Origin of the sequence: Terribium retamae, from assembly GCF_022347545.1 — a bacterium.
Lineage (GTDB): Bacteria > Pseudomonadota > Alphaproteobacteria > Rhizobiales > Rhizobiaceae > Mesorhizobium > Mesorhizobium retamae.
The window spans coordinates 1-15,935 of record NZ_JAKREW010000025.1 but is presented as its reverse complement, the minus strand read 5'-3'; the positions used below and the strand labels follow the sequence as shown (position 1 = coordinate 15,935).

General features: G+C 60.4%; 15 protein-coding genes. 5 read left to right on the top strand and 10 right to left on the bottom strand.

Annotated features, from left to right (window positions below; translation table 11 throughout):
* The first annotated feature begins 87 nt into the window (after positions 1 to 87).
* Together L4923_RS20860 and L4923_RS20855 are read left to right on the top strand one after the other, a co-directional pair.
* Complete coding sequence (locus tag L4923_RS20860; RefSeq protein ID WP_239368804.1) at positions 88 to 1,263, top strand: serine hydrolase domain-containing protein; 1,176 nt, start codon at positions 88 to 90, stop codon at positions 1,261 to 1,263.
* 364 nt (positions 1,264 to 1,627) lie between these two features.
* Positions 1,628 to 2,263 (top strand): TetR/AcrR family transcriptional regulator, encoded by a 636-nt coding sequence (locus tag L4923_RS20855; protein ID WP_239368691.1) that lies wholly within the window; start codon positions 1,628 to 1,630, stop codon positions 2,261 to 2,263.
* 7 nt (positions 2,264 to 2,270) lie between these two features.
* On the opposite strand, the gene L4923_RS20850 is transcribed toward L4923_RS20855, so the two are convergent.
* Positions 2,271 to 3,281, bottom strand: a complete 1,011-nt coding sequence (locus tag L4923_RS20850; RefSeq protein WP_239368689.1) for a ribonuclease T2 family protein — start codon at positions 3,279 to 3,281, stop codon at positions 2,271 to 2,273.
* A gap of 183 nt (positions 3,282 to 3,464) precedes the next feature.
* Here L4923_RS20850 and L4923_RS20845 point away from each other — a divergent pair, with 183 nt between their 5' ends.
* From L4923_RS20845 to L4923_RS20835, 3 genes are all read left to right on the top strand, one after another.
* Positions 3,465 to 4,400 (top strand): alpha/beta fold hydrolase, encoded by a 936-nt coding sequence (locus L4923_RS20845; RefSeq protein WP_239368687.1) that lies wholly within the window; start codon positions 3,465 to 3,467, stop codon positions 4,398 to 4,400.
* A 96-nt stretch (positions 4,401 to 4,496) separates the two neighbouring features.
* Positions 4,497 to 5,657 (top strand): CaiB/BaiF CoA transferase family protein, encoded by a 1,161-nt coding sequence (locus tag L4923_RS20840; RefSeq protein WP_239368685.1) that lies wholly within the window; start codon positions 4,497 to 4,499, stop codon positions 5,655 to 5,657.
* 8 nt (positions 5,658 to 5,665) lie between these two features.
* Positions 5,666 to 7,315 carry a thiamine pyrophosphate-binding protein gene (locus L4923_RS20835; protein ID WP_239368683.1) on the top strand — a complete coding sequence of 550 codons (1,650 nt, stop codon included), beginning with the start codon at positions 5,666 to 5,668 and terminating at the stop codon, positions 7,313 to 7,315.
* 112 nt (positions 7,316 to 7,427) lie between these two features.
* On the opposite strand, the gene L4923_RS20830 is transcribed toward L4923_RS20835, so the two are convergent.
* The 9 genes from L4923_RS20830 to L4923_RS20790 form a co-directional block, all read right to left on the bottom strand.
* Positions 7,428 to 8,399, bottom strand: coding sequence for an ABC transporter substrate-binding protein (locus L4923_RS20830; RefSeq protein WP_239368681.1), 972 nt, complete (start codon positions 8,397 to 8,399; stop codon positions 7,428 to 7,430).
* 125 nt (positions 8,400 to 8,524) lie between these two features.
* Positions 8,525 to 9,679 carry an ABC transporter permease gene (locus L4923_RS20825; protein ID WP_239368679.1) on the bottom strand — a complete coding sequence of 385 codons (1,155 nt, stop codon included), beginning with the start codon at positions 9,677 to 9,679 and terminating at the stop codon, positions 8,525 to 8,527.
* Complete coding sequence (locus tag L4923_RS20820; RefSeq protein WP_239368677.1) at positions 9,676 to 10,554, bottom strand: ABC transporter permease; 879 nt, start codon at positions 10,552 to 10,554, stop codon at positions 9,676 to 9,678. Before L4923_RS20820 ends, L4923_RS20825 begins: the two co-directional genes overlap by 4 nt.
* Positions 10,554 to 10,973 carry an endonuclease domain-containing protein gene (locus tag L4923_RS20815; protein WP_239368675.1) on the bottom strand — a complete coding sequence of 140 codons (420 nt, stop codon included), beginning with the start codon at positions 10,971 to 10,973 and terminating at the stop codon, positions 10,554 to 10,556. Before L4923_RS20815 ends, L4923_RS20820 begins: the two co-directional genes overlap by 1 nt.
* A gap of 60 nt (positions 10,974 to 11,033) precedes the next feature.
* Positions 11,034 to 11,825, bottom strand: coding sequence for an ABC transporter ATP-binding protein (locus L4923_RS20810; protein ID WP_239368673.1), 792 nt, complete (start codon positions 11,823 to 11,825; stop codon positions 11,034 to 11,036).
* On the bottom strand, positions 11,822 to 12,193 hold the full coding sequence (locus L4923_RS20805) for a hypothetical protein (protein ID WP_239368671.1): 372 nt from the start codon (positions 12,191 to 12,193) through the stop codon (positions 11,822 to 11,824). Before L4923_RS20805 ends, L4923_RS20810 begins: the two co-directional genes overlap by 4 nt.
* A 2-nt stretch (positions 12,194 to 12,195) precedes the next feature.
* Positions 12,196 to 13,647, bottom strand: coding sequence for a dihydropyrimidinase (gene hydA, locus L4923_RS20800; protein ID WP_239368669.1), 1,452 nt, complete (start codon positions 13,645 to 13,647; stop codon positions 12,196 to 12,198).
* 16 nt (positions 13,648 to 13,663) lie between these two features.
* On the bottom strand, positions 13,664 to 14,536 hold the full coding sequence (locus L4923_RS20795) for a hypothetical protein (RefSeq protein WP_239368667.1): 873 nt from the start codon (positions 14,534 to 14,536) through the stop codon (positions 13,664 to 13,666).
* Positions 14,537 to 14,554: 18 nt separating this feature from the next.
* Positions 14,555 to 15,805, bottom strand: coding sequence for a Zn-dependent hydrolase (locus tag L4923_RS20790; RefSeq protein ID WP_239368665.1), 1,251 nt, complete (start codon positions 15,803 to 15,805; stop codon positions 14,555 to 14,557).
* Positions 15,806 to 15,935: the final 130 nt, after the last annotated feature.

Sequence of the window (15,935 nt, the reverse complement as noted above, 5' to 3'; positions counted from 1 at the left end):
AGAGGCCACGATAATAACGGATCGATCACTCCGTAAATAGGTGCCTTGCTCATGAACACCAATTTTGTTGCCAGCCTCGCCGGCGTCATGCTCACCGCAAGCGTCGCCTCGGCCTACGCATTGGACAACAAATCGCATCGCAGCCTCGATGCCGCCATCGATCGGGCCATCGCGGAAAAACGAATTGTCGGCGCAGTCGTGGCCGTGGCCCGGAACGGACAGATCGTCTATCGCCGCGCGGCAGGCTTGTCCGACCGCGAGGCTGGAACCGGGATGCGTGAGGATGCGATCTTCCGCCTGGCTTCGATCACCAAGCCGATTGTCACGGCAACGCTGATGCGGCTCGTCGAGGACGGCGTGCTGACACTCGATGACCCGGTGACGCGATGGCTGCCCGATTTTCGTCCACGGATCGAGGACGGCAGCGAACCGGCCATCACCGTCCGGCAACTGTTGACCCATACGTCGGGACTGAGCTACCGCTTCATCGAACCCGCCGACAGCGCTTATGCCCGATTGGATGTTTCCGACGGCCTCGATCAGCCGGGACTTAGCATCGATGCGAATCTGGGCCGTCTGCAACAGGTAGCTCTTCTGTTCCGGCCAGGAACGAACTGGCGTTATTCACTGGGCATCGATGTTCTGGGCGCCGTGATCGCCAAGGCGTCGAACAAAACGCTTCCGGAAGCCGTCCGCGACACTGTCCTCGCGCCTCTCGAACTAACCGACACAGATTTCAAGGTATCGGATCCCGCCCGGCTGGTAACACCTTACGCCGACGGACGTCCCGAACCGGTTCGCATGAAGGACGGCACCGAAATACCGATTGGGGAAAATGTTGCACGCTTTGCTCCAAGCCGCGCGTTAGATCCGGCCTCCTACCCCTCAGTCGGCGCTGGTATGGTCGGGACCGCGGATGACATCCTGCGCTTTCTCGAGACTGTTCGAGCAGGCGGCGCACCGATTCTGAAACAAGAGACCGTTGTTGCCATGATGAAGGACCAGGTCGGTGCGCAGGCCCAGGCGCAAGGTCCCGGCTGGGGATTCGGCTATGGCTGGGCGGTACTGGACGACCCCGAACTTGCGCACACGCCCCAAAGCCGCGGAACCATCCAGTGGGGCGGCGCTTACGGCCACAGTTGGTTCGTCGATCCTGCAAGGAAGCTGACGGTCGTCGCTCTGACCAACACCGCATTTGAAGGCATGTCAGGAGCGTTTCCGACGGACGTTAGAAACGCTGTCTATGCGGACTTTCAAGACTAGCTCGCGAGATAGCGACAGGCGGAATCCGAGCGGCGGCATAAGCGAACAAATCAGGCGCCGACCGTGTGCCTGACAGGCGAAGAGGATCGGGCAGTCCATTTGTCTGTTCCTGCCGAGCAGGACTCTGTCGTGAGGGCGATCAACCGGAAATTCTCTCGTTCCGGTACTGGCTTGCAGGAAGTGAAAGACAGCGCCTCATCAGGCTCTCAAGGCAAATCAGCCGAGAAGACACTGACAATCGTCCACTAAATCCCGTCGAGCGAGATTCCAGACGCCCTTGCAGGAAAGACTATTGACGTCGAGGCAAACTTATTTAGCGATGCCTGCTGATATTTTTCGGCGCTCGAAACTAAGAAGGCCGCTGATGGCTGACCAAGTCATGGAAAAGGCGCGCGCCCCGCGCGGCGCCGAAAGATTGCGCATCGACAAGTTCACGGCCAGACGATTGGAACTGGCCGAAGCAGCACTCGAGACGCTGGCTGAACTGGGCTATGCGCGCACTAGCCTGCGCGAGATCGCCCAGAAGTCGGACTTTACCCATGGCGTGCTGCATTATTATTTCACCGACAAAGTCGACCTGATCTCCTGCTGCGTGCGGCACTACAAGGCAAAATGCGTCACGCGCTACGATCAGGTCACCGCAATAGCTCCGACACGCGAGGCACTGCTCGAAGGCTTCCTCCTAAAACTCGCAGAGACCTTGCGGGAGGAAGCCGGCATGCACCGCCTGTGGTACGACCTGCGCGCGCAGGCCCTGTTCGAGGACGTTTTCCGTCAGGACGTTACCGAAATAGACAAAAGCCTGGAGGATATGGTCTGGCGCGTCGCTTCGCGCTACTCGGAGCTCGGCGGCAAGCAGCCCGCCGTGTCCCGCGCAGCGCTTTACGCCGCCTTTGACGGCCTGTTTCAAAAGTATCTGCTCAAATATCTGTCGAAAGACGAGCAGGCCATTCCGGACCTACTCGACGAAGTCCGCCGCCTGTTGCCGATGGTGGCTTGAGAGCCGTCTACTGCAGCCCAACCCGGTCCACTTCGCCTCTTGGACAGCCGGCATTCTCAGTCGGTGCAGAAGCCAGCATCAGATCCTTCAACGAACTGCTCGGACCGATCGGACCGGCAAGGCCCAGCGTCAGTTCGCCGATCATGCGTCGGCCGCGATCATTGAAGCACGACACGCGCACGCGATCGCCGGTTCCCTTGCCGAACGCGCTGTCGAAAGCAGCGCGGATCTGGCCGGATGTCAGCTCCTTGCCGATATTGTTCTCAAAGAGCTCCCTGACCGGCGAATCGTTGACCTGCCGCATCAGGGCCAGCGCATCGGCGAAATAGGCCTGCTGATCCTTGCCGTAGCAAGTACCGTGCTTGATCCATTCGTGCCGGTCGAGCTGCGAGGCCGTGCCCGGCATCACCTTGTCGAGTTCCAAGCGGGTCGCGCCATCGAGATCGACAGGCGGGAGGGCCTGCCAATTTCCCTTGTCATTTGCGCGATCCGCCGCGCTCACCGCGCAATAGAAATTGCCATTCGGCTGAGGCCATAGCCCGTGTAGCGTGAAATTGGTTGCTGCAAAGCTTGACCCCGTCATTGCCTGACACTCGGTCTTCTTCGACTTCGTCTCGCAGAAGGCTGGCTGCCATGAAAGCGCGAAAACATACTCCGGCTTGCCAACTGCTGCCTTCTTCTGAGGTGCTTCCGCTTCCGCCGGTCCAGCAGGAGCCGCCGGTGCGGCAGCGGTGCCGGCAACATGGCCACAATTCACTTTGACCCAGCGCCGCTCAGGGTCCGCACCCGGCACGCGGATCATGTAGTGCGTCGGCTCGTCCTTGTTGCCGGCGACGAGATCGTAGCTCTGTCCAGCTTCGGTGCTGACATTGCCGGGGTTCTTCCCGCTTTTGATCGCCTGCGTTGCCGGACAGGCAGTATCAGCCACGAAGCTGCCGCCGAGTTTCGTCTCCGCCCGGGCAATAGCCGCAGCCAAAATACCGGCGAGTGCCGCCCCAAGAACAAGCCAAGTCCGCATACGAATCCCTCTCATTGAGTTCTGCGATCTGCCCGACCGACATGTCAGAATTGCGATGCAAGAGCCACTACCCTTTCCGCTGCGGAATCTCGGCAGCCGATTGACGCTAAACGGCCCCGGGCGCAAACAAAAGGCCGACCACTTTCAGGAAGCGCGGGTTCAACTGTGCCAGGGGAGGAATTAATGCCGTTCGACGACCAGCGTACCCTCGCCTCGCCCACGGGCGCTTCTCTGAAGCTCTATTCGCGCAAGGCCGATGGCAAGGCGCGCGCCTCAATCCAGATCAGCCATGGCCTGGCCGAACACGCTGCTCGTTATGCCGGTTTTGCGGACTTCCTCGCCGCTCGCGGCTATAACACCTACGCGCACGACCATCGCGGACATGGTCATACCACCGCCCCCGATGCCCCACTCGGCAAGTTTGGCGATCCCGATGGCGGCAAGAAGGTGATTGCCGATGTACTTGCCGTACACGACCTCATTGCGACCGAACATGCCGGGATTCCGGTCATCGTTTTCGGCCATTCGATGGGCGGGCTGATCGCGCTAAACTTCGTCCAGAAACATTCAGCGCGCATACAAGGCGCTGCTATCTGGAATGCCAATTTCACCGCCGGGATCAGTGGCCGCGCAGCACTTGCAATTCTCGCCTGGGAACGCTTCAGGCTCGGATCGGACGTGCCTTCGCGCATGTTGCCCAGGCTCACCTTTCAGGCCTGGGGCAAGGCGGTGCCTGGACACCGCACCCTTTTTGACTGGCTGTCACGCGACCCGGCCGAGGTCGACAAATACATTGCCGATCCGCTTTGCGGCTGGGATGCTTCGGTCTCATTGTGGCGCGACCTGTTCGGCTTCATCTTCAACGGTGCCGACGACAGCCGCTTTGCCGACATAGCCCGGAACCTGCCGATCAATCTCGCAGGCGGTGAGAAGGATCCCGCCACGGCTGGCGGCAAGGCAGTCGACCATCTCGCCGGGCGCATGCGACGAATGGGGTTTTCGAATCTCGTTTCAAAGGTTTATGCCCAAACGCGACACGAAAGCCTGAACGAGGTGAATCGAAACATGATCATGGAAGATTTCGTCGCCTGGACAGACAAGGTCACGGCTTCGCGCTGAGTTCTGTCGATTGCTGTGCTGGTCCATCGCAAGGATCGTGACAGGACCCGTTTGGGTTGCTAGAGCCTGCGCAACCAAACAAACCTGCGGTGTTTCATGGCCAATCCTCCCCTGAAGGGCGTGCGCGTTGTCGAACTCGCCCGCATTCTCGCCGGCCCCTGGGCGGGACAGATGCTGGCAGATCTCGGCGCCGACGTCATCAAGGTCGAGAGCCCGGAAGGTGACGACACCCGCAAATGGGGACCGCCCTTCGTCAAGGGCAAGGATGGCGAAAACCTGTCTGCTGCCTATTACCACGCCTGCAACCGCGGCAAGCGTTCCATAGCCGTCGATTTCTCGACCCCGGAAGGCGCAGAAACCGTGCGCAAGCTGGTCGCCAAAGCCGACGTTCTGATCGAGAACTTCAAGCTGGGCGGTTTGAAGAAATATGGCCTCGACTATGAGAGCCTGAAGGCGATCAACCCCAAGCTGGTCTATTGCTCGATCACCGGCTTTGGCCAGTCGGGACCCTATGCTCCACGCGCGGGCTACGATTTCATCGTTCAGGGCATGTCCGGGCTGATGTCGATCACCGGCGCGCCCGATGGTGAGCCGCAAAAGGTTGGCGTCGCCGTCACCGACATCTTCACCGGTCTCTATTCTGTCATCGCCATCCAGGCCGCATTGCGCCACGCGGAAGCGACTGGCGAAGGCCAGCATGTCGACATGGCGCTGTTCGATTCACAGATCTCCGTGCTGGCCAACCAGAACCTCAATTTCCTGGTTTCCGGCACGCCGCCCCAGCGCATGGGCAATGCTCATCCCAACATCGCGCCTTACGAGGTGCTGCCGGTTTCGGACGGCCATTTCATCCTGGCCGTCGGCAACGACAGCCAGTTCGCCAAATTCTGTGCCGTGGTCGGGCTGGACAGTTTGCCCGCCGATCAGGACTTCGCCACCAACGCCGCTCGCGTCGCCAACCGCGTGAGGCTGCGTGAACACATGCTGGCGGCGGTTGCCAGCTTCACTCGCGACGATCTCCTGGCCAGGCTGGAGGCGACCGGCGTGCCGGCAAGCCCCATCAATGACATCGGCCAGATGTTTGACGATCCGCAGGCGATCGCCCGCGGCATGCGCCTTGACCTCGAGGACGGCCACGGCAACATGCTGCCTTCGGTGCGCGCGCCGATGGTGATGCCGGGCACGCCGCTGGTATACGACCGCCCATCGCCGCGCCTTGGCGAACACACCGCTGAAATTCTTGCTGAGCTGGAGTGACGAGATCGATGAAGACCGGTGGTAAGCTGATCGTCGAAGCGCTTGAGGCCAATGGCGTCGACCGCATGTTCTGCGTGCCGGGCGAGAGCTACCTCGCCGTGCTTGATGCGCTTCACGATTCCTCGATCCGCACGGTCGTCTGTCGCCAGGAAGGCGGCGCTGCAATGATGGCCGACTGCCAGGGCAGGCTGACCGGGAAACCCGGCATCTGCTTCGTCACGCGTGGACCTGGCGCCACCAACGCCTCGGCCGGCGTGCACATCGCCATGCAGGATTCCATTCCGATGATCCTGTTCATCGGTCAGATCGCCGGCCATGCCCGCGAGCGCGAAGCCTTCCAGGAGGTGAATTACAAGCGCTTCTTCGGCGACATCGCCAAATGGGTGGTCGAAATCGACCGCGCCGAACGCATCCCCGAACTGGTGACGCGTGCTTTTGCGGTCGCGACTTCAGGACGTCCCGGCCCGGTTGTCGTCTCGCTGCCGGAAGACATGCTGGTCAGCGAAGTCGAAGCGCCGGCAGCCCTGCCATATACGCCGGTTCAAACCTACCCCGGTGCGGCAGAGCTCGACGCGTTGGAAATGCTGCTTGGCAGTGCCAAGCGGCCGTTCGCCATTCTCGGCGGCACGCGCTGGGATCCGGAAGCAGTCGCCCACATGCAGACAATCGCCGAGAACTGGGCGTTGCCGGTCGGTTGCTCCTTCCGCCGCCAGATGCTGTTCGATCATCTGCATCCAAGCTATGCGGGCGATGTGGGTATCGGCATCAACCCCAAGCTCGGCAACGCGATCAAGGAGGCGGACGTCGTGCTTCTGATCGGTGGCCGCATGGGTGAAATGCCGTCTTCCGACTACACCATCCTGAAGAGCCCCTACCCGGATCAGGCGCTGGTGCATGTGCATGCCGACGCCAACGAACTCGGCCGTGTCTATCGTCCGACGCTGGCGATCAATGCCTCGCCCACGGCCTTCGTCGAAGCATTCGCCAAGCGCCGGCCCAAAGCGGCGCCTGCCTGGGCAGCCGAGACCGCAAAACTGCACGACACCTATCTTACCTGGTCGACGACGCCGAAGACCGGCCCGGGCGCCGTGCAGATGGGACCGATCATGGACTACCTGGAGAGCGTGCTCCCTGAGGACGCCATCCTGACCAACGGCGCTGGCAACTATGCCACCTGGGTGCATCGCTTCCACCGCTTCCGCCGTTTCGGCACGCAGGCCGCTCCGACCTCCGGTTCGATGGGTTACGGCTTGCCGGCGGCGGTCTCGGCAAAAAGCGTATTTCCCGACCGCGAGGTTGTCTGCTTCGCCGGCGACGGCTGCTTCATGATGCATGGGCAGGAATTTGCCACCGCCGTGCAATACGATCTGCCGATCATCACCGTAGTGGTCAATAATGGCATTTACGGAACCATCCGCATGCACCAGGAGCGTGAATATCCTGGCCGCGTCGAAGGCACCGATCTCAGGAACCCGGATTTTGCAGCGCTCGCACGCGCCTATGGCGGCCATGGCGAAACGGTGGTGAAGACTGAAGAGTTCGCTCCCGCCTTCGAACGCGCACGGGCAAGCGGCAAGCCATCCATCATCGAAGTGCAGCTCGACCCCGAGGCAATCACCCCGACCCGTACCCTGACCGATATCCGCGAACAGCGGTGAGGGCGGCATCGGCGGTTAGGTCGAGCTTTCACCGGTTTGCAGACAGGCTGCGTTGCATACCAACAAAAAGGGGCGGTCACCCGCCCCTTTGCGCATCAAAATCGGTCAAACCTTATTTGATCGCCTTGTCGGTGATCGCAGTGGTGTAGGCACCTTCCGGCTGCTTGGTGATGATCTTCTGGTCGAGCAGCGCCTTTGCGGTACGCTCATAGGCTTCCGGGATCAGCTTGCCGTCGGCATTATCGATGAGCTTTGCCACTTCGCTCATCATGCGCTTCTGATGGTTCTCATCCTGGCCACCGTTTTCCATGACGATCTCGGCAGCCTCGTCATTGTTCTCGGTGGCGTACTTCCAGCCTTTCATCGACGCGCGCACAAACCGCACCATCTTGTCTTCGAAGGCAGGGTCCTTGAGCTTCTCCTGCAGCGTATAAAGGCCATCCTCCAGCAGGTCGTTTCCCATGGCTGAGTAGTTGAACACGGTCAGATCTTCCGGCTTGTAGCCGGCATCGATCAGCTGCCAGTACTCGTTGTAGGTCATCACCGAAATGCAGTCAGCCTGCTTCTGGATCAGCGGCTGCACGTCGAAGCTCTGCTTCAGCACCGTGACCCCGTCCGGCCCGCCTTCCGTTTTCAAGCCCAGCTTGTTCATCCAGGCATAGAATGGATATTCGTTACCGAAGAACCAGACGCCCAACGTACGCCCCTTGAAATCGGCTTCGGTCTTGATCGGCCCGTTTTTCGGGCAGGCCAATTCCATGCCGGCTTTCTTGAACGGTTGGGCGATATTGACCAGTGCCACGCCCTTGTCGCGCGCGGCCAACGCGCCGGCCATCCAGTCGACGATGACGTCGGCACCACCGCCGGCGATCACCTGCTCCGGCGCGATATCCGGACCACCTGGCTTGATTTCGACGTCGAGCCCCTCTTCCTTGTAGAAGCCCTTGTCCTTGGCGACATAGTAGCCGGCGAACTGCGCCTGCGTGACCCACTTGAGCTGCAGCGTCACCTTGTCTTCGGCCATTGCCTGGAAGGCAATCAGCGACACACCTGCCGCCAGTATCGAAACAATCATTCTTTTCATGCTCTTACCCTCTGAAGTTGAACCCAAACCCTTCTTATTCTTCTCCGCCGACTTTTTGTGCCATGATCTTCATTCGAAAAGTCCGCATTGTTTTGCCTCGCTGACCTTCGGTTCGGGATCATGCTCTAGCCTCCCCGGACAGACGGATGCCAGAACGTGGCCGCTCTTTCGATGAGCGCGACCACGCCATAGAAAACCGAACCCGCGAGTGCCGCAACCGCGATTTCGGCCCAGACCATGTCGACATTCATTCTGCCGACCTCGGTTGATATCCTGAAGCCCATGCCCACCACCGGCGTGCCGAAGAACTCGGCAACGATGGCGCCGATCAGCGCCAGCGTGGAATTGATCTTGAGCGCGTTGAAGATGAAAGGCGCAGCCGCCGGCAGCCTGAGCTTGGCCAGCGTCTGCCAGTAATTCGACGCGTAGGTGCGCATCAGATCGCGTTCCATATGCCCCGAGGCTGCGAGCCCGGCCACCGTGTTCACCAGCATCGGGAAGAACGTCATGATGACGACGACGGCCGCCTTGGAGTGCCAGTCGAACCCGAACCACATCACCATGATCGGCGCTACGCCGATGATCGGCAGCGCTGAGACCATGTTGCCGATCGGGATAAGCCCGCGCCGCAGGAAAACGAAGCGGTCGGCCAGGATGGCTGCAAGGAAACCGCTTGCGCAGCCAAGAGCGTAACCGATCAGCACCGAGCGGAAAATCGTCTGGTTGATGTCTGCCCACAACACCGGCAGTGTGTTGGCTATGCGTACGCCGACCGCACTCGGCGGCGGCAGCAGGATGAACGGAATGCCGGCACCACGCGTGATCGCTTCCCACAGAAAGAGTATCCAGGCGCCGAACAGCGCCGGAATGACGAGCCTCAGCAGGGTCGATATCCACCGTTGTGACGGCTTGATCGAGGACAGCACGGCAACGCAGCGCCAACCGAGCAGCCAGGCTGCGATCAAAAGCAGGAAATACGGCGCAAGCGCCGTGCCTTCGAAGCCGGTGATGCCGCTTACCAGCATCAATGCCACCGCGGTCGAGCCGACGCACAACACCAGCGCCTCAAGTGCCGGTGCAAGCGCCAACATCGACAAGAGGGCTGCGACGACGGCAAGCCCATACATGAGGCCCTTGATGCCCAGGTAAGGATAGGCGGTCGGCGAGCTGGGTTGCGCCGAGGCTGCCATTTCGGTCGTGCTCATGGCGCCCAGCGCCAGGGCGATCAGGCAAAGCAAGACCGCGAGTACAGCCTGCCATGACGGTTTCAGAGCCCTCATGCCGGCCTCCCGCCCATGGCGCGGTCGACTAAGCGCCCTGCCAGCCCAACCAGTGCGACCAGAAGAGCGGCCACGACCGAACCTGCCACCAATGCCGACCAGATTTCGATAGTCTGACTGTAATAGGCGCCGGCGAGCAGTTTAGCGCCTATGCCGGCAACCGCGCCGGTTGGCAATTCGCCGACGATGGCGCCGACGAGGCTAGCGGCCACCGCCACCTTCATCGAGGCAAACAGAAATGGGACCGAGGCCGGCACACGCAGCTTCCAGAAAATCTGGGAGCGGCTGGCATTGTAGGTGTGCATAAGGTCGAGATGCATGAGTTCCGGCGAACGCAGCCCCTTCACCATACCGACAGCAACCGGAAAGAAGGAAAGATAGGTCGAGATCAGCGCTTTCGGAATCAGGCCGGTTATGCCGATCGCAGCCAGGACCACGATCACCATGGGTGCAATGGCCAGGATAGGAATGGTTTGGGAGGCGATGATCCACGGCATCAGGCTGCGGTCCAGTGTCGTTACATGTACGATGCCGATAGCAATCACGATCCCTAGAGCCGTGCCAAAGGCAAAACCGAGCAGGGTGGAGGAAAGAGTCACCCAGGCATGATAGACTAGGCTGCGATTGCTGGTGATCTTCCGTTCGAACGTGTTCTCGAAGAAGTTCTGCGCCACCTGATGCGGCGCCGGTAGCGTCGGCTTGGCCTGCGACAGTGTCTTGCCGATGAACTCCATCGTGCTCGGCGTGGCGTTGTTGCGGCTGTCCATGTCGCGCTGGAACGGCGCATTCATCGCCATCGCGCCGACATACCAGATGGCTACGATGACCAAAAGGATGGTGGTGACCGGGATGATTTTCGAACGAAGCGAGTCCATCAAGTGCGTCCTGATTCCCCTCCCCCTTGAGGGGAGGGGTTAGGGGTGGGGGTAGCTTCGCTCAAACCCAATTCTCTGAGTATCTCTTCGACGCACCCGGCAAAACTGTCATGGAGTTCACCCGTATTGAAGCGCAGTACTTTGTAGCCGCGGGTCCAAAGCCAGTGATCCCGCTCTCGATCCAAAGCAGCACGCTCCGGTTCGAAGTGATGTTCACCATCGACTTCAATAATGACGCGATGGGAATGTATCGCAAAGTCAGCCACATAAGCACCAATCGGCACCTGCCGGCGAACGTGAATACCGTACCAACGGCGAAATTCGCGCAGCTCGGACCAAAGCTTCTTTTCGCCATCCGTCATATCGCGCCGTAATTGTCGCGCACGAGAAATCGCAGCCGATTTGACCACAGTCGGCATCAGAACCCCCACCCCTAACCCCTCCCCTCAAGGGGGAGGGGAACACCGTTCCGCCGGCCCTCAATCCTCATAGCTATGCCCTGCCCTCAACCCGTCCCGGACCCGCGCCGCGATGGCCAGAAACTCCGGCGTCTCGCGAATATCGAGCGGGCGCTCGCGAGGCAGCGTCGACTCGATCACATCGGTAACGCGGCCAGGGCGCGGCGACATCACCACGATGCGCGTCGATAGATAGACGGCCTCCGGAATAGAGTGGGTGACGAAACAGATCGTCTTGTTGGTAGCTGCCCACAACTGCAGAAGCTGCTCGTTGAGGTGGTCGCGCACGATCTCGTCCAGCGCGCCGAATGGTTCGTCCATCAAGAGAAGGTCGGCGTCGAAGGCGAGTGCGCGAGCAATCGAGGCACGCTGCTGCATGCCCCCGGACAGCTGCCACGGATACTTCTTCTCGAACCCGGCCAGATTGACGAGTTCCATCGTGCGCCTGATACGCTCGGTCTGTTCGGCCTTGGGCAGACCGATGATTTCCAGCGGCAGTGCCACATTGCGCTCGATGGTGCGCCAGGGAAACAGCGCCGCGGCCTGGAAGACATAACCATAGGCTCGCTTCTCGCGGGCCTGTTCAGGGGTCATGCCGTTGACGGTGATCGAACCGGAGGTCGGCTTTTCAAGGTCGGCGATGACGCGCAGGAATGTCGTCTTGCCGCAGCCCGAGGGCCCGATGAAGGAAACGAATTCGCCCTTGCCGATGGAAAGATCGACATTGGAAAGCGCCTGAACCGGTCCATCATTGGTCTGGAAGGTAAGGCCGAGTTTGCTTGCCGCGACGACGGCTGGCTTTACGGCGGTCATTTGCACTGCGACACTTCCCCCATGACGAAGCCGCTATCGTTGGTCACGATGAGCTTCTTTTTGTTCTTCGGGCTTGGTTTGAGAACGAAATCCGCTGGCGCCTTGCCCTCTTCGCCTTCGGTCTCGCATTCGGTTTTCAGACGCACGGAGCCATCGCTGTTCTGCTTGGTCTCCTTGATAGTGCAGGCGCTGACCGCCGTCACCAGATCGGTCTTGGTGACGAGCAGCATATCCTCAGCATAGACCTGCTGCCCGTTCCTGTTGATGCAGCCCGATTTGTTGCCATAGGGCTTGGTGAGATCGATACCGGCCCCGAGAGCGGGTGCCGCCGCTACGACAACGGCTGCGACAAGGAGATGCCGCTGCAAACTCAAACCCCCGTCGCCGGAATGCCGGTGCGCTCCACCTTGCGCGGCGACGTGATCTCCTTCCAGGTCGACAATGCCCGGTTGACGGCACCGTTAGGATCGCGCGCCACGAATTCGCCATGCCCGGCTTTGGTCTTCATTTCGGCTTCCTGTATGGTGAGTTCGCCGCGCGAGAAGACAAAACGCGGCAGGCCTGTCACCTCGTAACCCTCGAAGACATTGTAATCGATCACCGACTGCTGGTTCTTGGACGAAATCGTCTTCTTGCGCTTCGGATCCCAAACCACGATGTCGGCATCGGCACCTTCGACGATGGCCCCCTTCCTTGGGTACATGTTGAGGATTTTGGCGATGTTGGTGGATGTGACCGCCACGAATTCGTTCATGGTCAATCGCCCGGTGTTCACGCCAGCCGTCCACAGCACCGGCATGCGGTCTTCCAGCCCGCCGGTGCCGTTCGGGATCTTGGTGAAGTCACCGACGCCGAAACGCTTCTGCTGGCTCGTGAACGAGCAGTGGTCAGTGGCGACCACCTGCAGCGACCCGGCCTGCAGGCCGGCCCACAGCGAATCCTGGTGCAGCTTGTTACGGAAGGGCGGGCTCATTACGCGGCGCGCGGCATGATCCCAGTCCTTGTTGAAATATTCGCTCTCGTCGAGCACGAGATGCTGGATCAACGGTTCTCCGTAGACGCGCATGCCTTTCTGGCGCGCGCGCCGGATCGCTTCATGTGCCTGCTCGCAGGACGTGTGCACGACATAGAGCGGCACGCCGGCCATGTCGGCGATCATGATGGCGCGATTGGTGGCCTCGCCCTCCACCTCGGGTGGGCGCGAGTAGGCATGTGCCTCCGGTCCATTGTTGCCGGCGGCCAGCAGCTTCTGCGAAAGTGCTGCGACCACATCGCCATTCTCGGCATGCACCAGTGGCAGCGCACCGAGTTCCGCACAGCGCTGGAACGACGCATACATTTCGTCGTCGTCCACCATCAAGGCACCCTTGTAAGCCATGAAGTGCTTGAACGAGGTGATGCCTTTGTCGACGACGGTCTTCATCTCGTTGAAGACCTGCTCGCCCCACCAGGTGACCGCCATGTGAAAGGAGAAATCACAGGCGGCCTTGGAGGTCTTATTGTCCCACATCTGCAACGCTTCGAGCAGCGACTGCTGCGGCGCCGGCAGACAGAAATCGACCACCATGGTCGTGCCGCCCGACAAAGCGGCGCGCGTGCCACTCTCGAAATCGTCAGCCGAATAGGTGCCCATGAAAGGCATTTCGAGGTGAGTGTGCGGGTCGATACCGCCCGGCATGACATAGCAGCCGGTGGCGTCGAACTCATGGTCACCATGCAGGTTCTGGCCGATCGCAACGATCTTGCCGTGCTGGATCAGCACATCGGCTTTCCATGTCCGGTCGGCCGTGACGACGGTGCCGTTCCTGATCACTCTGGTCATTGTTCCACTCCTGAAGCTAGGCTTTTGTCGTTCTGCGTTTGAGTTTGCGCACATCCGCCAGGAAGGCATCGAGCGTGCCGTAAACCGGCACCACGACTTCCAGCGAGACGTGCGGCAACTGCCGTTCCGACGCGCAGATTCCGATCAGCTTTTCTTGATATTCGGGTGTCACCCAGACACGCGAGAATTCGATTATTTCCCCGACCACATCCCGGTAGAGCCTCGTCACGCGCACATGATGAGTGCGGTAGATGGAGAAGCCAGAAACCAGGGAGAGCAAAATCGAGAAGCCCAGGATCAGCAGCAGCAGATTCATGCTTCCGCTGTAACCGGCGATCCCGGCATAGATCAGCGCTCCGACAGAGAAGAGCACGAAGGTCTTGGCGATGCGGAAGGTCGAATAGGTCCCCTCCAACCGTTCGCGATATTTCTCCTTGCTCTCCCAATCCATCTCGCGAAGCTTTCGCTTGAACTCATAAAGCCGCTGGTTCTCTTCTTCCGTGTGCTCTTCGCCGCGGGCCTGGCGCAGCACCTCGAAGGCCTTCAAGGTCAGGTCGTCGAGTGCCAGCCAGCCGGAAACCGGGACGATCGCAGGAGGCAGATATTTTCCGATCGCCTCGAACGCGACGTAGACGATGTGGATCGTCGTCAGGAAGACGAACAGGATCAACAGCAACGCAAAATCCGAAACGCCGAGAATGTCGAAGATACGCTGGTAGTTCTCCACCACATTGTTCACCAGGTCGACATTGGGCAAGAAACCCTCCGAAACGCTACCGACAGTGAGGAAGCCTGAAAGCACGTAGAAAACCACTCCCGCCACGACCAGGCGTGACGTCATGAAGTTCGAGAGCCGAATGACCCCATTGAGGAGTGTATCGACGTCCATGCCCCCGGTTTTGCCCTCCTAGATTATGATCTCAGCAGTCTCCGCCACCGCGTGGAACAGCACGTCGCAACCAGCGGCGGCCCACTCCTTGGAAATGTCCTCGGCCTCATTGTGCGACAGCCCGTCGACACAGGGGCACATCACCATCGTGGAGGGTGCGACCCTCGCCGTCCAGCAGGCATCGTGCCCGGCGCCAGAAATGATGTTCATGTGCGAATAGCCAAGCTTTTCTGCCGCCGCGCGCACTCTGGCGACCAGCGTCGGATCGAAGGTGACAGGATCGAAATGGCCGACCGCTTCGACGGAACAGCCGACGCCCAATTCTTTGGCGATCCTGGCTGCCTCGGTCTCGATCGCAGCGCGCATCCGGTCGAGCTTCGCCTGTTCCGGCGAACGGATGTCGACGGTGAAGACGACGGTGCCCGGCAGCACGTTGCGCGAGTTCGGCGAGAACTTCACCTGGCCTACGCCGCCCACGGCGCCCGGCTGGTTTTCCATCGCCACCTTCTGCACCATCTCGAAAATGCGTGCCATGGCCAGCCCGGCATTGACGCGCATGTTCATCGGCGTCGAACCGGTATGTGCTTCCTTGCCCGTCAGCGTGAACTCGAGCCACCACAGGCCCTGGCCGTGCGTGACGACACCGATCTGCTTGTTTTCGGCCTCGAGGATCGGCCCTTGCTCGATGTGGTACTCGAAATAGGCGTGCATCTTGCGCGCGCCGACCTCTTCGTCACCCAGCCAGCCGATGCGTTTCAGCTCGTCGCCAAAACTCTTGCCGTCCGGATCCTTGCGCGAATAGGCATAGTCCAGCGTGTGCACCCCGGCGAAGACGCCTGACGCCAGCATGGCAGGAGCGAAACGAGCACCCTCCTCGTTCGTCCAGTTGGTGACGACGATCGGGTGCTTGGTCTTGAGCCCGAGGTCGTTGAGCGTGCGGATGACTTCCAGTCCGCCGAGCACGCCAAGCACGCCATCATACTTGCCACCGGTCGGCTGGGTATCGAGATGCGAGCCGACATAGACCGGCAAGGCATCCGGATCGGTGCCATCGCGACGGGCAAACATCGTGCCCATCTTGTCGATGCCGGTTTCCAAACCTGCCGCATCGCACCAGCGTTTGAAAAGATGCCGCCCTTCCCCGTCCGCATCGGTCAAAGTCTGGCGATTGTTACCGCCGGCGACACCGGGGCCGATCTTCGCCATCTCCATCAACGAATCCCATAGGCGATCGGGATTGATGCGCAGATTCTCGCCGGGTGCGGCCATTATGGTCCTCTCATTAACTGTCGACGTTGCGGCCGGCGGGGGGCCCCCCCCCCCCCCCCACGTTTTGTTTGGCCGAAAAAAAAACCACCCAAACAAACCCCCCAAGGGGGAGAAATATGTGTTGTGTGGG

What these genes read in the sequence shown, in the direction of transcription:
- L4923_RS20840 (WP_239368685.1), top strand. Translation starts at nt 4,497, where the DNA reads ATGGCCAATCCTCCCCTGAAGGGCGTGCGCGTTGTCGAACTCGCCCGC.
- L4923_RS20820 (WP_239368677.1), bottom strand. Translation starts at nt 10,554, where the DNA reads ATGGACTCGCTTCGTTCGAAAATCATCCCGGTCACCACCATCCTTTTG.
- L4923_RS20860 (WP_239368804.1), top strand. Translation starts at nt 88, where the DNA reads ATGCTCACCGCAAGCGTCGCCTCGGCCTACGCATTGGACAACAAATCG.
- hydA (WP_239368669.1), bottom strand. Translation starts at nt 13,647, where the DNA reads ATGACCAGAGTGATCAGGAACGGCACCGTCGTCACGGCCGACCGGACA.
- L4923_RS20810 (WP_239368673.1), bottom strand. Translation starts at nt 11,825, where the DNA reads ATGACCGCCGTAAAGCCAGCCGTCGTCGCGGCAAGCAAACTCGGCCTT.
- L4923_RS20825 (WP_239368679.1), bottom strand. Translation starts at nt 9,679, where the DNA reads ATGAGGGCTCTGAAACCGTCATGGCAGGCTGTACTCGCGGTCTTGCTT.
- L4923_RS20790 (WP_239368665.1), bottom strand. Translation starts at nt 15,805, where the DNA reads ATGGCCGCACCCGGCGAGAATCTGCGCATCAATCCCGATCGCCTATGG.
- L4923_RS20845 (WP_239368687.1), top strand. Translation starts at nt 3,465, where the DNA reads ATGCCGTTCGACGACCAGCGTACCCTCGCCTCGCCCACGGGCGCTTCT.
- L4923_RS20835 (WP_239368683.1), top strand. Translation starts at nt 5,666, where the DNA reads ATGAAGACCGGTGGTAAGCTGATCGTCGAAGCGCTTGAGGCCAATGGC.
- L4923_RS20795 (WP_239368667.1), bottom strand. Translation starts at nt 14,536, where the DNA reads ATGGACGTCGATACACTCCTCAATGGGGTCATTCGGCTCTCGAACTTC.
- L4923_RS20850 (WP_239368689.1), bottom strand. Translation starts at nt 3,281, where the DNA reads ATGCGGACTTGGCTTGTTCTTGGGGCGGCACTCGCCGGTATTTTGGCT.
- L4923_RS20815 (WP_239368675.1), bottom strand. Translation starts at nt 10,973, where the DNA reads ATGCCGACTGTGGTCAAATCGGCTGCGATTTCTCGTGCGCGACAATTA.
- L4923_RS20855 (WP_239368691.1), top strand. Translation starts at nt 1,628, where the DNA reads ATGGCTGACCAAGTCATGGAAAAGGCGCGCGCCCCGCGCGGCGCCGAA.
- L4923_RS20830 (WP_239368681.1), bottom strand. Translation starts at nt 8,399, where the DNA reads ATGAAAAGAATGATTGTTTCGATACTGGCGGCAGGTGTGTCGCTGATT.